18 protein-coding genes and 1 tRNA gene are annotated in these 15,984 nt (G+C 69.6%); 12 read left to right on the top strand and 7 right to left on the bottom strand.

Annotation, left to right across the window (positions count from 1 at the left end; all coding sequences use genetic code 11):
* Nucleotides 1-118 precede the first annotated feature (118 nt).
* The gene (locus tag AB4112_RS23420; RefSeq protein ID WP_441723339.1) at nt 119-1,276 is read left to right on the top strand and encodes a M14 family metallopeptidase; all 1,158 of its coding nucleotides are present in this window, start codon (nt 119-121) and stop codon (nt 1,274-1,276) included.
* Nucleotides 1,277-1,286: 10 nt separating this feature from the next.
* Here AB4112_RS23420 and AB4112_RS23415 read toward each other — a convergent pair whose 3' ends face one another.
* The 4 genes from AB4112_RS23415 to AB4112_RS23400 form a co-directional block, all read right to left on the bottom strand.
* On the bottom strand, nt 1,287-2,480 hold the full coding sequence (locus tag AB4112_RS23415; RefSeq protein WP_441723337.1) for a phosphoglycerate kinase: 1,194 nt from the start codon (nt 2,478-2,480) through the stop codon (nt 1,287-1,289).
* A gap of 109 nt (nt 2,481-2,589) precedes the next feature.
* Nucleotides 2,590-2,799, bottom strand: coding sequence for a TOBE domain-containing protein (locus AB4112_RS23410; protein WP_309793956.1), 210 nt, complete (start codon nt 2,797-2,799; stop codon nt 2,590-2,592).
* Between the two features lie 186 nt (nt 2,800-2,985).
* A complete protein-coding gene (locus AB4112_RS23405; RefSeq protein ID WP_441723335.1) occupies nt 2,986-4,170 on the bottom strand; it encodes a Gfo/Idh/MocA family protein in 1,185 nt (394 codons plus the stop codon).
* Nucleotides 4,171-4,330: 160 nt separating this feature from the next.
* Entirely contained in the window at nt 4,331-5,389 is a 1,059-nt protein-coding gene (locus AB4112_RS23400) for a sugar phosphate isomerase/epimerase family protein (protein ID WP_441723333.1), read from the bottom strand.
* A gap of 291 nt (nt 5,390-5,680) precedes the next feature.
* Here AB4112_RS23400 and AB4112_RS23395 point away from each other — a divergent pair, with 291 nt between their 5' ends.
* Entirely contained in the window at nt 5,681-6,136 is a 456-nt protein-coding gene (locus tag AB4112_RS23395) for a hypothetical protein (RefSeq protein WP_441723331.1), read from the top strand.
* Between the two features lie 9 nt (nt 6,137-6,145).
* Here AB4112_RS23395 and AB4112_RS23390 read toward each other — a convergent pair whose 3' ends face one another.
* The 3 genes from AB4112_RS23390 to AB4112_RS23380 are packed head-to-tail and all read right to left on the bottom strand — an operon-like array spanning nt 6,146 to nt 7,050.
* Nucleotides 6,146-6,385: a hypothetical protein gene (locus tag AB4112_RS23390; protein ID WP_309793960.1), complete on the bottom strand. Its 240-nt coding sequence runs from the start codon at nt 6,383-6,385 to the stop codon at nt 6,146-6,148.
* 24 nt (nt 6,386-6,409) lie between these two features.
* The gene (locus AB4112_RS23385) at nt 6,410-6,709 is read right to left on the bottom strand and encodes a DUF167 domain-containing protein (protein ID WP_309793961.1); all 300 of its coding nucleotides are present in this window, start codon (nt 6,707-6,709) and stop codon (nt 6,410-6,412) included.
* 38 nt (nt 6,710-6,747) lie between these two features.
* On the bottom strand, nt 6,748-7,050 hold the full coding sequence (locus tag AB4112_RS23380; protein WP_309793962.1) for a YggT family protein: 303 nt from the start codon (nt 7,048-7,050) through the stop codon (nt 6,748-6,750).
* Between the two features lie 211 nt (nt 7,051-7,261).
* Between AB4112_RS23380 and AB4112_RS23375 the strand changes: the two genes are divergently transcribed.
* The 10 genes from AB4112_RS23375 to AB4112_RS23330 all read left to right on the top strand — a co-directional run bounded on the left by AB4112_RS23375 (nt 7,262) and on the right by AB4112_RS23330 (nt 15,938).
* Nucleotides 7,262-7,348 (top strand) — tRNA-Leu (locus tag AB4112_RS23375).
* A 140-nt stretch (nt 7,349-7,488) separates the two neighbouring features.
* Nucleotides 7,489-8,106, top strand: a complete 618-nt coding sequence (locus tag AB4112_RS23370; protein WP_309793963.1) for a ribonuclease D — start codon at nt 7,489-7,491, stop codon at nt 8,104-8,106.
* Nucleotides 8,107-8,271: 165 nt separating this feature from the next.
* Nucleotides 8,272-9,231, top strand: a complete 960-nt coding sequence (locus AB4112_RS23365; RefSeq protein WP_309793964.1) for a KpsF/GutQ family sugar-phosphate isomerase — start codon at nt 8,272-8,274, stop codon at nt 9,229-9,231.
* Nucleotides 9,232-9,233: 2 nt separating this feature from the next.
* Nucleotides 9,234-9,938: an LPS export ABC transporter periplasmic protein LptC gene (lptC, locus tag AB4112_RS23360; RefSeq protein WP_441723328.1), complete on the top strand. Its 705-nt coding sequence runs from the start codon at nt 9,234-9,236 to the stop codon at nt 9,936-9,938.
* Complete coding sequence (locus AB4112_RS23355) at nt 9,935-10,801, top strand: LptA/OstA family protein (protein WP_309793966.1); 867 nt, start codon at nt 9,935-9,937, stop codon at nt 10,799-10,801. Before lptC ends, AB4112_RS23355 begins: the two co-directional genes overlap by 4 nt.
* 9 nt (nt 10,802-10,810) lie before the next feature.
* Nucleotides 10,811-11,599, top strand: a complete 789-nt coding sequence (gene lptB / locus AB4112_RS23350) for an LPS export ABC transporter ATP-binding protein (RefSeq protein WP_309793967.1) — start codon at nt 10,811-10,813, stop codon at nt 11,597-11,599.
* A gap of 14 nt (nt 11,600-11,613) precedes the next feature.
* Nucleotides 11,614-13,149 carry an RNA polymerase factor sigma-54 gene (gene rpoN / locus AB4112_RS23345; RefSeq protein WP_309793968.1) on the top strand — a complete coding sequence of 512 codons (1,536 nt, stop codon included), beginning with the start codon at nt 11,614-11,616 and terminating at the stop codon, nt 13,147-13,149.
* Between the two features lie 157 nt (nt 13,150-13,306).
* A complete protein-coding gene (hpf, locus tag AB4112_RS23340) occupies nt 13,307-13,888 on the top strand; it encodes a ribosome hibernation-promoting factor, HPF/YfiA family (protein WP_441723326.1) in 582 nt (193 codons plus the stop codon).
* Nucleotides 13,889-13,910: 22 nt separating this feature from the next.
* Nucleotides 13,911-14,369 carry a PTS IIA-like nitrogen regulatory protein PtsN gene (ptsN, locus tag AB4112_RS23335; protein ID WP_441723324.1) on the top strand — a complete coding sequence of 153 codons (459 nt, stop codon included), beginning with the start codon at nt 13,911-13,913 and terminating at the stop codon, nt 14,367-14,369.
* Between the two features lie 51 nt (nt 14,370-14,420).
* Nucleotides 14,421-15,938 carry an FGGY family carbohydrate kinase gene (locus tag AB4112_RS23330; RefSeq protein WP_441723322.1) on the top strand — a complete coding sequence of 506 codons (1,518 nt, stop codon included), beginning with the start codon at nt 14,421-14,423 and terminating at the stop codon, nt 15,936-15,938.
* Nucleotides 15,939-15,984: the final 46 nt, after the last annotated feature.

Here is a 15,984-nt window from a genome sequence, read left to right as displayed (position 1 = left end):
ATTTTTGTTGGCGAAATCTATTTCACTTTAATGGATCGCTGTTTGCCGCCCGATCTTCGCCATTGCCAATGGAGCGGGTCTGCGGCGAGGTGCGGCGAGATCCGTCGCCGAGGACCCGATGCCCGATCTGAAAATCTCCACCGATTTCGAGGGCGGCAGCGTCGAGGCGCTGGACTGCAGCGATCCCGGCGCGATCCGGCTGGCGCTGAAGCCCGACGGGCGCTCGCCGGACCTGCAGTGGTTCCACTTCCGGCTGCACGGCGCCAAGGGCCGCGACTGCCGCATCACCTTCGAGAATTCCGACCGGCTGGCGCGGCTGGCCGGGCGCGACGAGATCCCGGATTGCTGGACCGGCTACCGCCCGGTCGCCTCGCATGACGGTGCGGAGTGGCTGCGGGTCGGGGCCGACTATCGCGACGGCATCTTTTCGATCGTCGACCGGCCGCTTCACGATTCGGTCGACTACGCCTATTTCGCGCCCTATCCGCTGGCGCGGCACCGGGCGCTGGTCGACCGGGCTCGCCGGTCGCCCCGCGTCGCACACGACGTGCTGGGCCTGACGCCGGACGGTCACCCGATCGACCGGCTGACCTTCGGCCGGGCGGGGCAGGGCAGGCGGCGGCTGTGGATCATGGCGCGGCAGCACCCGTCCGAAACCATGGGCGGCTGGTTCCTGGAAGGGCTGGTCGACCGGCTGCTCGACCCCGCCGACCCGGTGGCCGCCGGGCTGCGCGAGGCGGCGGTGATCCACATCGTGCCGACCGCCAACCCGGATGGCTGCGCCCGCGGCCACACCCGCACCAACGCGCTGGGCATGAACCTGAACCGCGCCTGGGCCGACCCGGCGGCGACCGATGCGCCGGAGGTGGCGGCGATCCGCGATGCGATGGAGGCCGAGGGCGTCGACTTCTGCCTCGACGTCCATGGCGATGAGGAGTTGCCCTACAACTTCCTCGGCGGCCCGCTGGAGATCCCGTCGCGTAACGAGGGTCTGCGCCGGCGCTTCGTCGACTTCATGCGCGGGCTGGAGGCGGCGAGCCCGGACTATGTCCGTCGTCATCCCTATCCGGGCGGGGCGCCCGAGGCAGCCGACCTGCGCATGGCCTGGAACTGGATCGCCGAACGCTTCGGCTGCCTGACCGTCCTGCTCGAGATGCCGTTCAAGGACCAGATCGACGTCCCGGATGCCCGGTATGGCTGGTCACCCCAGCGCAGCGCCCGATTGGGTCGGGCGATGCTGGACCCGATCGCCGCGGCGCTGCCCGGGTTGCGGTAGGATAGGGGGCTTACCGCTTCAGCGCCGCCACGCCTGGCAGGTCCTTGCCTTCCAGCCATTCCAGGAAGGCGCCGCCGGCGGTGGAGATGTAGGAGAAGCGATCCTCGACCCCAGCATGGGCCAGGGCGGCGACGGTGTCGCCGCCGCCGGCCACGGTCAGAAGCTTGCCGGCCTGGGTCAGGTCGGCGGCGGCGCGGGCCACCGCGACCGTGCCGGCATCGAAGGGGCGCTTTTCGAAGACGCCGAGCGGGCCGTTCCAGACCACAGTCTTGGTCTCGGCCAGCACCGCCTTCAGGTTCGTCACGGATTTCGGCCCGATATCCAGCAGCATGGCATCGGCCGGGATGGCGGCATTGTCGACCGCCTCATGCGGCGCGTCGGCCTTGAATTCGCGCGCGACCACGCCGTCGACCGGCAGCACGATCTCGCAGCCGGCCGCCTTGGCCTTGGCCAGGATGCTGTGCACGGCGTCCGCCATATCGTGCTCGCACAGGCTCTTGCCGACATTCACGCCTTGGGCGGCCAGGAAGGTGTTGGCCATGCCGCCGCCGAGGACGAGCCGGTCGACCTTGGCGACGAGGTTGCCCAGCAGGTCGAGCTTGGTCGAGATCTTGGCGCCGCCGACGATCGCCAGCACCGGGCGCTTCGGCGCCTCCAGCGCGGCCGACAGCGCCTCCAGCTCGGCCTGCATCAGCCGCCCGGCATAGGACGGCAGGTGATGGGTGATGCCTTCGGTCGAGGCATGAGCGCGGTGCGCGGCGGAGAAGGCGTCGTTGACGTAGATGTCGCCCAGCGCGGCCAGCGCTTTGGCGAAGGCCGGGTCGTTCTTCTCCTCCTCCGGATGGAAGCGGACATTCTCCAGCAGCAGGATCTCGCCATCCTTCAGCGCCTTGACCGCGGCTTCGGCCACCGGCCCGACGCAATCCGCGGCGAAGGCGACCGGGCGCTCCAGCACCTCTTCCAAGGCCGGCAGCACGATGGTCTTCAGGCTGAATTCGGGGGTCACGCCCTTGGGTCGGCCGAAATGCGACAGCAGCACGACCCGGCCGCCCTTGTCGGCGATCTCGTCGATGGTCGGCGCCAGCCGGTCCAGCCGGGTGGTGTCGCTGACGGTGCCGTCCTCGACCGGCACGTTCAGGTCGCCGCGCACCAGCACGGTCTTGCCGCGCACATCCACATCGTCGAGGGTCTTGAACGTGCTCATCGGCTCGGCTCTCTCGTCAGGGGCAAGATCGCCGGCACCGAACCACAGCGGCCGCCGCGACGCAACCGGGCCGAAGGGCCGAAGCGGCTGCGCGCGGGAGCACCGGAAATCAGTCGACTGCGACCATCACGTCCGAGGCCTTGACCACGGCATAGGCGGCTTGGCCGGCCTTGAGGCCGAGCGAATCGACCGACTCGTTGGTGATCGACGAGGTGACGATGACGCCGCCGCCGATGTCGATGCGGACATGGGCGGTGGTCTGGCCCTTGGTGACCTCGACGATGGTGCCCTTGAGCTGGTTGCGGGCGCTGATCTTCATGATGGCGGCTCTTTCGAGTGAGTGACGGCGGCGCAACCTAGCCGCGCCGGTGTGGGCGGCGCCAGCCCAACCACGCCCATCCTCTCCAAAGGCTGTCATTCCCGCGAAAGCGGGAATCTCTTGCCGCCTCTGGCTGTGACGAGATTCCCGCTTTCGCGGGAATGACGGAGGAGGGGAGGGACGGGTTCAGATCTTCGTCCAGGCCGCATCCTTCTGCGAGGACGCCACGCAGGCGGCGATGAAGCGGACGCCGGCCAGGCCGTCCGCGACCGTCGGCACCAGCCGGCTCTCCGCTGCCGGGTCGCGCTTCTCCAGCCGGGCCAGGATCTGCTCCGCCGCGTCGGTGTAGATCTGGGCGAAGCACTCCAGATAGCCCTCGGGGTGGCCGGGGGGGACGCGGGTGGCGTGCGCCGCCGCAGGGCCGGAGCCGGGGCCGCCGCGGGTCAGGCGGCGATGCTGCTCGCCCAGCGGCATGAAGGTGAGATAGTTCGGGTTCTCCTGCGCCCATTCCAGCCCGGCCTTCTCGCCATAGACGCGCAGGCGCAGGCCGTTCTCGTTGCCGCTGGCGACCTGGCTGGCCCAGATCATGCCGCGGGCGCCGCTGGCGTAGCGCAGCAGGATATGGGCGTTGTCGTCCAGCCGGCGGCCGGGAACGAAGCTCTGCAGATCCGCGGCCAGCGACTCCGCACCCTCGCCGGTGACGAAGCTCGCCAGGTTGTAGGCATGGGTGCCGATGTCGCCGACGCAGCCGGCCGGGCCGCTGCGCGCCGGGTCGACCCGCCACTCCGCCTGCTTGCTGCCGGTGTCCTCGGTCTTGGTCGCCAGCCAGTCCTGGGCGTATTCCGCCTCGACCAGCCGGATCTTGCCGAGCGCGCCCTCGGCCACCATCGCCCGGGCCTGCCGGATCATGGGATAGCCGGTGTAGTTGTGGGTCAGGGCGAAGACCTGGCCGCTCCTCTTCACCGCGGCCACCAGGTCCTCGGCATCGGCCACGGTCGTGGTCATCGGCTTGTCGCAGATGACGTGGAAGCCGGCCTCGAGGAAGGCCTTGGCCGGGCCGTGATGGACGTGGTTCGGAGTCACGATGGCGACGGCGTCGATCGCCGGCCCGCCCGAATCGCGCAGCTTGCGCTCACCATCCAGCATCGCCTGCCAGCTGGGATAGGCGCGGGCGGGGTCGAGGCGCAGGTCGGCGGCCGAGGCCAGGGCCTTCTCCGGGTCGCTCGACAGCGCCCCGGCGACGAAGTCCCAACGGTCGTCCATCCGCGCCGCCAGGCGGTGCACCGCACCGATGAAGGCGTCGCGGCCGCCGCCGATCATGCCCAGGCGCAGGCGCCGGCTGGGCGCCCGTTCCGCGGTTCCGGAAACCATGCTTGTCCTCCCTACTTTTCTCAGATCGAGGCCGTCTCAAGATTCTCGATTCCGTCATTCCCGCGAAAGCGGGGATCTCGTCGCACTTCGATCGGGAAGAGGTTCCCGCTTTCGCGGGAATGACAGAAAGGGGCCAGAAACGGAGTCTCAAAAAGGCTTCTCAGCGATCGATTCCCAGCAGGCGGCGGTTCGCCGCCTCGTCGGTGCCGCCCGAGGCGAAATCGTCGAAGGCGCGTTCGGTCACCCGGATCAGATGCGCCGCGATGAAGGGCGCGCCCTCGGCCGCGCCCTGCTCGGGATGCTTGATGCAGCATTCCCATTCCAGCACCGCCCAGCCGTCGAAGCCGTGCTGCGTCAGCTTCGAGAAGATGCCGCCGAAATCGACCTGGCCGTCGCCGAGCGAGCGGAAGCGGCCGGCCCGGTCGGCCCAGGGGGCGTAGCCGGAATAGACGCCCTGGCTGGCGCTCGGGTTGAACTCGGCGTCCTTGACGTGGAAGGCGCGGATCCGCTCGTGGTAGCGGTCGATGAAGCCGAGATAGTCCAGCTGCTGCAGCACGAAGTGGCTCGGGTCGTACAGGATGTTGCAGCGGGGATGGTTGCCCACCCGGTCCAGGAACATCTCGAAGGTGCGGCCGTCGAACAGGTCCTCGCCAGGATGGATCTCGTAGCACAGGTCGACCCCGGCCTCGTCGAAGGCGTTCAGGATCGGCGTCCAGCGCCGCGCCAGCTCGTCGAAGGCGGTCTCCACGAGCCCGGCCGGGCGCTGCGGCCAGGGATAGGCGTAAGGCCAGGCCAGGGCGCCGGAGAAGCTGGCATGCGATTTGAGGCCGAGGTTGCGTGACGCGGCGGCGGCGTAGCGCATCTGCTGCACCGCCCATTCCTGCCGCGCCTTCGGGTTGCCCCGCACCTCCGGCGCCGCGAAACCGTCGAAGGCCTCGTCATAGGCCGGGTGCACCGCCACCAGCTGGCCCTGCAGATGGGTCGACAGCTCGGTCAGGGCCAGGCCGTGCTTGCTCAGCGTGCCCAGCACCTCGTCGCAATAATCCTGGCTCTCGGCCGCGCGCTTCAGATCGAACAGCCGCGCATCCCAGGACGGGATCTGCACCCCCTTGTAGCCGAGGCCGGCGGCCCAGCCGGCAATGGCGTCCAGGCTGTTGAAGGGGGCCGCGTCGCCGGCGAACTGGGCGAGGAAGATGGCCGGTCCCTTGATCTCTTTCATGATCTGCTCCTCCGCGGGGCGCTGCGGCCCCTTCTCCCTGGGCGTTGGTCCGGCCCGGCGGGCTTCGGACCCTGTTCCAGCCTAGCAATCCGGATGGCCGAAACGCAATGTAACCGATTGCAGAACGTATTATCGCGCAACGTCATGGTCCCGATCGCGGCCGCGCTTGTCAAATAATTGTCTGATGAATAAATCACGGCTTTGTCACGACATTTGGTCCGGAAGCGAAACGCAGCGTAGGATGACCGCCACACCGCCCTCGAGAGGCGGGGATCGAGAATGGAGGCTGAGATGCGTATTGCCACGCTCGCCGCGGGTCTCGGGATGGTCCTGGCCCTCGTTGCCTGTACGCCGCCTTCGGCGCTCGACACCAACCCGCACTATGTCCGGATGACCCGGACGGAGTTCGACCGCCAGATCCTGGGCAAGCCGTTCCTGGTCGAAGGCGTCCTGGGCGGGCCGGACCGGCTGTTCCAGTACGGACGCAACGGCAAGTACACACTCAGCTCGCTCGACGGGCGCGGCGCCCCGATCCAGGTGCGGGAAGGCAGCTGGCGGTTCGAAGACGGCACGGTCTGCACCGGCCGGCTCAGCCGCAGCGAAACCGGCGACAGCTGCGTCACCATTTTCTCGTCGCCGCTGGCCGTGGCCCCCGACGTGATGAACTGCAATGTCCGCTGGGTGGGAGAGCGCGGCGCGCTCGAGGATGCCGCCGTGCATCGCTGCCGGGTCGCCGCGCGGCGCTGAGAGCCCGCTTCAGCCGGTGATCGCGCCGCGCATGCCGTGGGCCATTTCCAGGCCCAGCCATAGCAGCACGCCGCCCAAGGCCAGCAGCACCAGCCCGGTGGTCAGCCAGTGCGACCAGTGCCCGGTCCTGGTGCGGCGGGAGGCGCCGAGAATCAGGGCGCCGACGGCCAGTGCCGGCACGACCCAGATCGCGCCGGAGGCCATCAGGACGAAGCCAGTGAAGGCGATGGCGCCGATCAGGGCATCCATGGGCGCCTTGGTCCTGTCGTGCGATCAGCGGACATCGGTGTCCAGGCTCCCGGCCCAGTCTTCCAGCCGGGCGGCGAGGGCGGCGTCGCCGCCTGCGATCTCGATCACCTTGTTGCGGTCGGTGGCGCCGCTGACCACGGCCAGCCCGGTCTTCGGCAGCCGCCAGCTCTTGGCCAGCAGGGCGATCAGTGCGGTATTGGCGGCCCCGCGCTCCGGCACCGCCGTGACCGCGACCTTCAGCAGCGGCGCGCCGTCGGCATCCTCGGCCCGCCCGGTCACCGCATTGCGCCCCGCCCGCGGCGTCAGCCGGACCGCGACGCGCACGCCGCGCGGCCCTGCGACGAAGAGCCGGCGGCCGGCGGTCAACCGAACAGCAGGCGGGCGTGGACGTTGGCCAGGATCATGCGCGCCAGGGTGACCAGCAGCCACAGCACGACATAGGAGATGTCGACCCCGCCGAAATTCGGCACGAAGCGCCGGATCGGGCGCAGCGCCGGCTCGGTCAGGCGGTAGAGCACGTTGCCGACCTGGTAGACGAACTGGTTGCGGGTGTTGACCACGTTGAAGGCCACCAGCCAGCTCAGTATGGCGGTGGCGATCAGGATCCAGATGTACATCTGCAGCACGATGTCGATGATGGTGAAGATCGGGTCGATGACGATCATGCGCCTGTTCCAAAAGGTGGTCCGTGCCGGCCCGCTCGCCGAATCCGTCCGGTACCGTACCGATGCGGCCCGCACCGAACAAGCGATGCGACGCGCAGCCTTCGGCCGCGACCACAGCAGCGCCGGGGCGAAATCGCCAATCTTTCACAATGTGCGGATTCCCCTGTTGACAGGGGGTGGGGTGGCATCCTACATCACGGCCCGCCGCATCGCCCAGGTGGCGGAATTGGTAGACGCGCAGGTTTCAGGTACCTGTGGCCGAAAGGTCGTGGAAGTTCGAGTCTTCTCCTGGGCACCATCCCTCTTGATGGTCCTGACGACGGCGATGCGATAGAGACTGGCAACGACCCGCTTGCTTCAAGCGGGTCTTTCCTTTTGGGGCCGAAGCCGTAGCAGGACTGACCTCGAGGCCGCGGCCGGACATGAAGGTGGCGACCGGTGGCTTCCGAACCGATTCTGCATGATGGCGACCTGCCCGACGGCCTCGATCTCGGCGACGTGATCGCGATCGACACCGAGACCATGGGCCTGAACCCGGTGCGCGACCGTCTCTGCCTGGCCCAGCTCAGCGCCGGCGACGGCACGGTCCATCTCGTCCAGTTCCGCAAGGGCCCGTTCAACGCCCCCAACCTGTCGGCGCTGCTGACCGACCCGGCACGGCTGAAGCTGTTCCACTTCGCCCGCTTCGACGTGGCGGCGCTGCAGGCCTATCTCGGCGTGGTCTGCGCCCCGGTCTACTGCACCAAGATCGCCTCGAAGCTGGTGCGCACCTTCACCGACCGGCACGGGCTGAAGGATCTCTGCCGCGACCTGATCGGCGTCGAGCTGTCGAAGCAGCAGCAGAGCTCGGATTGGGGCAGCGACCAATTGACGCCCGAGCAGCTGCGCTACGCCGCCAGCGACGTGCTGTACCTCCACGCCCTCAAGGCGAAACTCGACGCCATGCTGCAGCGCGAAGGCCGGGTGGCGCTGGCCCAGGCCTGCTTCGATTTCCTGCCGGCGCGCGCCGCGCTGGACCTCGGCGGCTGGGCGGACCTGGATATCTTCGCCCACTGAGCCGATATGGGGACACAATCGTGCCGCCTTGCGGCGGTACGTCGATCTGTCTCGGACCTGCAATCCCAGCCCTTCGCGCCCGCTGGTCCAAGAGTCGATGAGGTCCTGGTTCGTCCTGTCGCAAAGACGGGATACCATCCGCGGGCGGACCGCTGAGGAGACGGCATGGTGGCAACTGCAGGGATCGAAGCCGGCCGCAAGGCCCTGCTGGTGGAGCGTGACGCGCTCGACCGGCTGGCCGAATCGCTCGACAGCCGCTTCGATCACGCCATCGACACCATCCTCGGGGCGGCGGGCCGGGTCGTGGTCAGCGGCATCGGCAAGAGCGGCCTGGTCGCGCGCAAGATCGCGGCGACCCTGGCCTCGACCGGCACCGCGGCGCTGTTCGTGCACCCCGCCGAGGCCAGCCATGGCGACCTCGGCATGATTCACCGCCAGGACGTGGTGGTGGCGCTGTCCAATTCCGGCAACACCGCCGAACTCGGCGACGTGATCGCCTACACCCGCCGCTTCGCCATCCCGCTGATCGGCATCACCAGCCGGTCGCCGTCGACGCTGGCCGACCAGTCCGACGTCGTGCTGCTGCTGCCCCCGGCGGCGGAAGCCTGCCCGACCGGGCTGGCGCCGACCACCTCGACCACCATGATGATGGCGCTGGGCGACGCGCTGGCGATCGCGCTGATGACCCGCCGGGGCTTCTCCTCCGACGATTTCCGGGTGCTCCATCCCGGCGGCGCGATCGGCAACAAGCTGATCCGGGTGCAGGACATCATGCATGCCGAGGCCGAGCTGCCGCTGGTGGCGCCGGACACGCGGATGGACGAGGCGATCCTGGAGATGAGCCGGGTCGGCTTCGGCTGCGTCGGCGTGGTCGATTCCGACCGGCGGCTGGTCGGCGTGGTCACCGACGGCGACTTGCGCCGCCACATGAGCGACGGCCTGCTGGGCCAGACCGCCGGCGCCGTGATGACGCCGGGCCCGCGCACCATCCGCCCGGCGGCGCTGGCGGCGGAAGCGCTGGGGCTGATGAACCGCTACAAGGTCACCAACCTGTTCGTCACTGCCGAGGGACGGCCGGTGGGCATCCTGCGCGTGCATGACTGCCTGCGGGCGGGGCTGAGCTGAGGATGGTCGTGGCACCCCAGACTCCAGGCGAAGACAGGGCGGGCCGCAGGGCCGCCGCATCCGGGCGGCGGTCGCGCCTGGCCACGGCCGGCCGGGCGGACAGCTTCAGCCGGACCTACAGCCGGCTGGTCGGGGTGCTGAAGTACCTGCTGCCGGTGGCCGGGCTGGTGATCGTCGCGCTGGTCGTGCTGTGGCCCGAGCTGCACCAGGTCCAGGTCGACATCTCCAACCCGACCCAGCGCCCGGTCGCCGCCGCCGACGGCGCGATCCAGAATCCGCGCTACAGCGGCATCGACGAGGCGAACCGGCCCTATACGGTCTGGGCGACGGTGGCCAAGCAGGCGGCCGACCAGATCTTCAACATGGACCACCCCAAGGGCACGCTGCGGCTGCCCAGCGGCCTGGTCCTGAACCTCGATGCCTTGACCGGCCGGCTGGACCGCGGCACCAAATCGGTGCATTTGAGCGGGGACGTCACCTTGCGCCGCAGCGACGGCACCACGATGGTCACCGACGCCGCGGACATCGATCTCGCCGACAAGGGGGCGCAAAGCAGCACTCCCGTGACGGCGGAGGGCCCGTTCGGTACCCTGTCCGCCGGCGGCTTCAAGATCGAGCAGCATGGCGACGTCATCATCTTCACCGGTCCGACCAAGCTGCTGCTGAAGCCCGGCGCCGACAAAGCCTTCGAGGGAACGCCCCAATGATCCGTCCGCTGATGCTCGCTGTCCTGCTCGGTGCGCTGGCGACGCCCGCCATGGCGCAGCAGCAGCTGCAGCTCGGCAGCAAGAACGGCGAGCCGTCTGAGATCCAGGCGTCCCAGTCGCTCGAGTGGCGGCAGAACGAGAAGCAGTACATCGCCAATGGCGACGCCGTGTACAAGCGCGGCGACCTGACCGTGAAGGCCGACGTCCTGACCGCCTACTACCGCGAGCTGCCGGACAAGACGACCGAGATCTACCGCGCCACGGCGGAAGGCAACGTCCTGATCACCCGCGGCGACACCACCAGCGCCACCGGCGGGCACGGGGTCTACGACATGGACACCCAGGTGTTCACCCTGACCGGCGGCAACCTGAAATTCGTCAACAACGACGACGTCATCACCGCCACCGACAGCCTGCAGTACCGCCAGGCCGAGGATGTCGCGGTCGCCCGCGGCAACGCCGTGGCGACCCGGGCGAAGGAAGAGAAGACGCTGCGCGCCGACGTCCTGACCGGCCATTTCGCCGCGAACGAGAAGGGCGACAAGGAGCTGTCGGTGGTCGACGCCGACGGCAATGTCCGGCTGACCACGGCGACCGACGTGGTCACCGGCCAGACCGGCCGCTACAACGTCAAGACCCAGTTCGCGACCATCACCGACGACGTGCACCTGACCCGCGGCGGCAACCAGCTGAACGGCGACTATGCCGAGGTCGACATGGCCAGCGGCGTCAGCAAGCTGCTGACCCGGCCGGGGCAGGCGGGGCAGCCCGCCACCCGCGCCCGGGCGCTGCTGGTGCCGGACCAGAAGGTCCAGACGCCGGGCGAGCCCGCCGCACCGGCCCAGCCGGCGCCGAAGAAGTAAGGACAGGCGATGGCCAGACCCACCAGCCCGGCGCTTTCGCCTGAAGCGGCCTCCGCGCCGCGCCTCGTCGCCAAGAACGAGGGGCTCGTCGCCCGCAACCTCGGCAAGCAGTACAAGAAGCGGCCGGTGCTGCGCGACGTCAGCCTGCAGGTACAGCGCGGCGAGGCGGTCGGGCTGCTCGGCCCCAACGGCGCCGGCAAGACCACCTGCTTCTACATGATCACCGGGCTGATCCAGCCGGATTACGGCACCATCGCGCTGGACGGGCAGGAGCTGACCGACCTGCCGATGTACCGCCGCGCCCGGCTCGGCATCGGCTACCTGCCGCAGGAGGCCTCGATCTTTCGCGGCCTGACGGTGGAGCAGAACATCCGCGCCGTGCTCGAGATCTCCGAGCCCGACCGCTCGACCCGCGAGGCGGTGCTGGAGGACCTGCTGGCCGAGTTCTCGATCAGCCATCTGCGCCGCACCCCGGCCATGGCGCTGTCGGGCGGCGAGCGCCGGCGCGTCGAGATCGCGCGGGCGCTGGCCAGCCATCCGCATTTCATGCTGCTCGACGAGCCGCTGGCCGGCATCGACCCGATCGCCGTCGGCGACATCCGCGAGCTGGTGGCGCATCTGCGCGACCGCGGCATCGGCGTGCTGATCACCGACCACAATGTCCGCGAAACCCTCGATATCGTCGATCGGGCCTATATCCTCCACGACGGGCGTGTTCTGATGGAAGGGAAACCATCCGATATCGTCGGCAATGAGGAGGTGCGGCGCGTGTATCTGGGCGAACGCTTCAGCCTTTAGACCACCGGGCGACCATGGCCATTTCGCAACGCTTGGGGCTCAGGCAGAGCCAGGCGCTGGTCATGACGCCGCAGCTGCAGCAATCGATCAAGCTGCTGCAGCTCTCCAACATCGAGCTCTCCGCCTTCGTCGAGGGCGAACTCGAGCGCAATCCGCTCCTGGAACGGGAAGACGGCGAGCGCGGGGATGACGGCGACAGCACCGGCGACCGCAACGACGCCGAGCCCCCTGATCCCGGGTCCGGGCGGACGGTGGCGGCCGATGTCGCCCTGACCGCGCCGGAGCCGCCGGCCATGGTGTCGGCCGACGCGCCGCTCGACACCGACTGGAGCAACCTGTTCACCGGTTCCAGCTCCACCGACCGCAACGACGATTACGGCGGCGAGGCGCAGTTCGCCGGCGCCGGCCGCGGCCGCATGGACTTCGCCGACGACCTGCCCGGGCTGGACGAGACGCTGCCGGAGCGGCCGAGCCTGCGCGACCATCTGCTGAGCCAGATCGCGATCGAGTTCGCCGGGCCGGCCGACCGGCTGATCGCGGCGCGGCTGGCCGACCTGCTGGAGGACACCGGCTATCTCGGCGTGCCGGTCGAGGAGATCGCGGCCGCCTTCGGCTGCCCGCCCGCGCGGGTCGAGGCGGTGCTGCGCCGCTGCCAGCGGCTGGACCCGCCCGGCGTGTTCGCCCGCAGCCTGGCGGAGTGCCTGGCCATCCAGCTGGCCGAACGCAACCGGCTCGACCCGGCGATGCAGGCACTATTGGACAATCTCGACCTGCTGGCACGGCGCGACCTGGCGGCGGTGATGCGGCTGTGCGGCGTCGACGCCGAGGACCTCGCCGACATGATCGCCGAGATCCGCGCCCTCGACCCTAAGCCCGGTGCCGCCTTCGACCACGAGATCGCGCAGACGCTGATCCCCGACATCCTGATGCGGCCGCAGCAGGACGGCAGCTGGCTGATCGAGCTGAACGCCGAGACGCTGCCGCGGGTGCTGGTCAACCGCCGCTACCACGCCGAGATCACCCGAGGCACCCGCAGCAAGGTCGACCGCGACTATGTTGGCACCTGCCTGGCCGACGCCAACTGGCTGGTCCGCGCCCTCGACCAGCGCGCCAACACCATCCTCAAGGTGGCGTCCGAGATCGTGCGCCGGCAGGACGCGTTCTTCGTCCTCGGCGTCCAGCACCTGCGGCCGCTGACGCTGAAGGACGTCGCCGAGGCGGTCGACATGCATGAGAGCACGATCAGCCGGGTGACCACCAACAAGGTGATGGCGACGCCGCGCGGGGCGTTCGAACTGAAGTACTTCTTCACCCAGGCGATCCAGGGGGCCGATGGCGGCGACGCCCATTCGGCCGAGGCGGTGCGCCACCGCATCCGCACCATGATCGATGCCGAGCCGGCGGATGGTGTGCTGTCGGACGACCGCATCGTCGAAATCCTGCGCAAGGAGGGGATCGACATTGCGCGCAGGACCGTCGCCAAGTACCGTGAGGGGATGCGGATACCATCCTCCGTCCAGAGACGACGCGAGAAGGGTTTGAGCCGATGAGCGCTCCCCCGTCCTCGTCCGCAGCCCAGGGCCGGGCCCCCTTCGTTGACAGAAAGGTGCCCCATCCCTATGGTCGCCGCGCAAAGGCGGCCCCCCACGGCCGCCCGGTTCTTTTTTGGGCGCCGTTTTCCCATCGTGCAGCAGTGAAGCGACAGCCATGCAACTGACCGTCCGAGGCAAGCAGATCGATGTCGGTGACGCCCTGCGCACCCACGTCAGCGACGCCCTCACCAGCACGACCGCGAAGTACTTCAACAACGCGATCGAGGCCAACGTCGTCTTTTCCCGCAACGCGCATCTGATCCGGAGCGATCTGTCGGTCCATGTCGGCCGCAACATCCTCCTGCAGAGCAATGCGGAGGCCGAGAGCCCGTATCACGCCTTCGACGCCGCGGCGAACAAGCTGGCCAAGCGCCTGCGCCGCTACAAGCGCCGCCTGCGCGACCACCACAATGGCGACGGCCAGCCGGGCCTCGCCGCCCAGGCCTACATCCTGGAGGCCGAATCCGAGGAGCTGCACGAGGGCGACGAGCCGACGCAGCCGATCGTGATCGCCGACGTGTCGACCACGATCGAAAGCCTGACCGTGCTGCAGGCGGTGATGCGCCTCGATCTCGGCGACCTGCCGGCGCTGATGTTCCGCAACCAGGCACTGGGGCGGCTCAACATGGTGTTCCGCCGACCCGACGGCAACATCGGCTGGGTCGACCCGAAGGGGACCGAGGACGCCGCCGCCTGACGGCGGCGCGTCCGAATCCGACATGATCGATTTTCTTCGCCCCGAGGCGATTCTCGCCAGTCTGAAGGCTGCCAGCAAGAAGCAGGCGCTGCAGGACCTGGCCCGCCGCGCCGCCGAACTGACCGGCCAGCACGAGCGCTTCGTCTTCGACGTGCTGCTCGAGCGTGAGCGGCTGGGGTCGACCGGCGTCGGCCGCGGCATCGCCATCCCGCACGGCAAGCTGCCCAACCTGCCCGGCGTGTTCGGCGCCTTCGCCCGGTTGGAGCGGCCGATCGACTTCGACGCGGTCGACGAGCAGCCGGTCGACCTGGTGTTCCTGCTGCTGGCCCCGGAAGGGGCGGGGGCGGACCATCTCAAGGCGCTGGCCCGCATCAGCCGGATGCTGCGCGACGAAGGCCTATGCGAGAAGCTGCGCGGCTGCCAGAGCGCCGACGCGATCTACGCGCTGCTGTCCCAGACCGAGGCGGTGAACGCCGCCTGATCCCCGGCCGCCCGCTCCGCTGGGCGGGCGGTCCTCGTGCGCAGGTCCGCCATGCCGCCGCTCCTGCTCGGCCTCGACGCCGGCACCTCGGTCATCAAGGCCGCGCTGTTCGGGCGCGACGGCCGCCAGGTCGCCGCCGCGGCCCGGCGCACCCTGGTGGCGCATCCTTCACCATCCTGGTCAGAGAGCGACCCCGAGGCCGCGTGGTCGGCAACCGTCGCCGTGATCCGCGAGGTCCTGGCCGGGGCCGAGGGCCGCGACGTCGCCGCCATCGGGGTCTCCGGCGCCATGGTCGGCGCCTGGGTGATCGATGCCGATGGCCGGCCGGTGCGGCCGGGCATCCTGTGGGACGACGGCCGCAGCCAGCCCTGGATCGAGGCGATGCAGGACCGCGACCCGCATTTCCTGTCCCGCATCTTCGCGTCGTCCGGCTCGGTGATGCAGCAGGGCTGCACCCTGCCGGTGCTGCGCTGGCTGTTGGACCATGAGCCCGAGGCGATGGCGCGGGCGGACTGCGTGTTCGGCTGCAAGGACTTCCTGCGCTTCCGCCTGACCGGCCAGCGCGCCACCGACCCGACCGAGGCCGCGGTGGCGCCGGGCAGCGCCCTGGCCCAGGGTCGCAGCGACGCCATCCTCGACCTGTTCGGCCTGCAGCCCCACCGCCGGCTGCTGCCGCCGGTGCTGCCCTGCGAGGCGATCGCCGGAACCGTGACGGCGGCCGCGGCGGCGGAGACCGGGCTGCGGCCCGGCACCCCGGTCGTCACCGGTGCCGGCGACGTCGCCGCCAGCGTCATCGGCTCGGGCGGGCTGGCCCCGGGATCGGCTTGCACCATTCTCGGCACCACCTGCCTGAACGGCATCGTGCTGCCCTCGCCATCCTTCACGCCGCCGGATCTCGGCCTACTGTTCAGCCTGCCGGACCGGATGTGGCTGCGCTGCATGGTCAATGTCGCCGGCACCAGCAATCTCGACTGGTGCCTGCGCAGCCTGTGCCCCGACCTGGCCGCGGTGCCTGACCCCTATGCGGCGCTGGAGGCGCTGGCCATGGCGGCCGCTCCCGGCGCGGGCGGGGCGGTCTATCTGCCCTATCTCAGCGAGGTCGGGATCATCGCCCCGGCGGTCTCGGCCACGGCGCGGGCGCAGTTCGCCGGGCTGGCGCCGTCGCACGGCCAGACCGAGCTGGTGCGTGCCGTGTACGAAGGGCTGGCCTTCGCCATCCGCGACTGCTTCGAGGCCATGGACGCGCGGCCGGAGACGGTGCTGCTGTCCGGCGGCGGCGGGCGCAGCGCCTTCTGGTCGCAGATGATCGCCGATGTGCTGGACCTGCCGGTCGAGATTCCCGCAGGCACCGAACACGGCGCCCGCGGCGCGGCGCTGCTGGCCGCGACCGGCATCGGATGGTATCCCTCGGTCGGCGAGGCCTCGCGCCGGACCCGCGTCATCCGGCGGTCGCATCGCCCCGATCCGGCGCTGCGACCGCGCTACGACGCCGCCTTCCGCCGCTACGCCGCGCATCGTGACGCGCTGCTGCGGATGACACTGCCGAGCGGAACGTCCGACCTTTCTTGACGGGGTCGGGATCGGCCTCCATCATGCCAAACGTGGTCTAGACCAC

Origin of the sequence: Inquilinus sp. 2KB_23, from assembly GCF_052115705.1 — a bacterium.
Lineage (GTDB): Bacteria > Pseudomonadota > Alphaproteobacteria > DSM-16000 > Inquilinaceae > Inquilinus > Inquilinus ginsengisoli_A.
This window is presented reverse-complemented; position numbering and strand designations above follow the sequence as displayed.

Bases quoted from the DNA above. Each gene is read 5' to 3' on its own strand.
- lptC (WP_441723328.1), top strand. From the start codon at position 9,234: ATGGTCGTGGCACCCCAGACTCCAGGCGAAGACAGGGCGGGCCGCAGG.
- AB4112_RS23400 (WP_441723333.1), bottom strand. From the start codon at position 5,389: ATGAAAGAGATCAAGGGACCGGCCATCTTCCTCGCCCAGTTCGCCGGC.
- AB4112_RS23365 (WP_309793964.1), top strand. From the start codon at position 8,272: ATGGTGGCAACTGCAGGGATCGAAGCCGGCCGCAAGGCCCTGCTGGTG.
- AB4112_RS23420 (WP_441723339.1), top strand. From the start codon at position 119: ATGCCCGATCTGAAAATCTCCACCGATTTCGAGGGCGGCAGCGTCGAG.
- lptB (WP_309793967.1), top strand. From the start codon at position 10,811: ATGGCCAGACCCACCAGCCCGGCGCTTTCGCCTGAAGCGGCCTCCGCG.
- AB4112_RS23405 (WP_441723335.1), bottom strand. From the start codon at position 4,170: ATGGTTTCCGGAACCGCGGAACGGGCGCCCAGCCGGCGCCTGCGCCTG.
- AB4112_RS23380 (WP_309793962.1), bottom strand. From the start codon at position 7,050: ATGATCGTCATCGACCCGATCTTCACCATCATCGACATCGTGCTGCAG.
- AB4112_RS23355 (WP_309793966.1), top strand. From the start codon at position 9,935: ATGATCCGTCCGCTGATGCTCGCTGTCCTGCTCGGTGCGCTGGCGACG.
- AB4112_RS23395 (WP_441723331.1), top strand. From the start codon at position 5,681: ATGCGTATTGCCACGCTCGCCGCGGGTCTCGGGATGGTCCTGGCCCTC.
- AB4112_RS23390 (WP_309793960.1), bottom strand. From the start codon at position 6,385: ATGGATGCCCTGATCGGCGCCATCGCCTTCACTGGCTTCGTCCTGATG.
- rpoN (WP_309793968.1), top strand. From the start codon at position 11,614: ATGGCCATTTCGCAACGCTTGGGGCTCAGGCAGAGCCAGGCGCTGGTC.
- AB4112_RS23415 (WP_441723337.1), bottom strand. From the start codon at position 2,480: ATGAGCACGTTCAAGACCCTCGACGATGTGGATGTGCGCGGCAAGACC.
- ptsN (WP_441723324.1), top strand. From the start codon at position 13,911: ATGATCGATTTTCTTCGCCCCGAGGCGATTCTCGCCAGTCTGAAGGCT.
- AB4112_RS23330 (WP_441723322.1), top strand. From the start codon at position 14,421: ATGCCGCCGCTCCTGCTCGGCCTCGACGCCGGCACCTCGGTCATCAAG.
- AB4112_RS23410 (WP_309793956.1), bottom strand. From the start codon at position 2,799: ATGAAGATCAGCGCCCGCAACCAGCTCAAGGGCACCATCGTCGAGGTC.
- hpf (WP_441723326.1), top strand. From the start codon at position 13,307: ATGCAACTGACCGTCCGAGGCAAGCAGATCGATGTCGGTGACGCCCTG.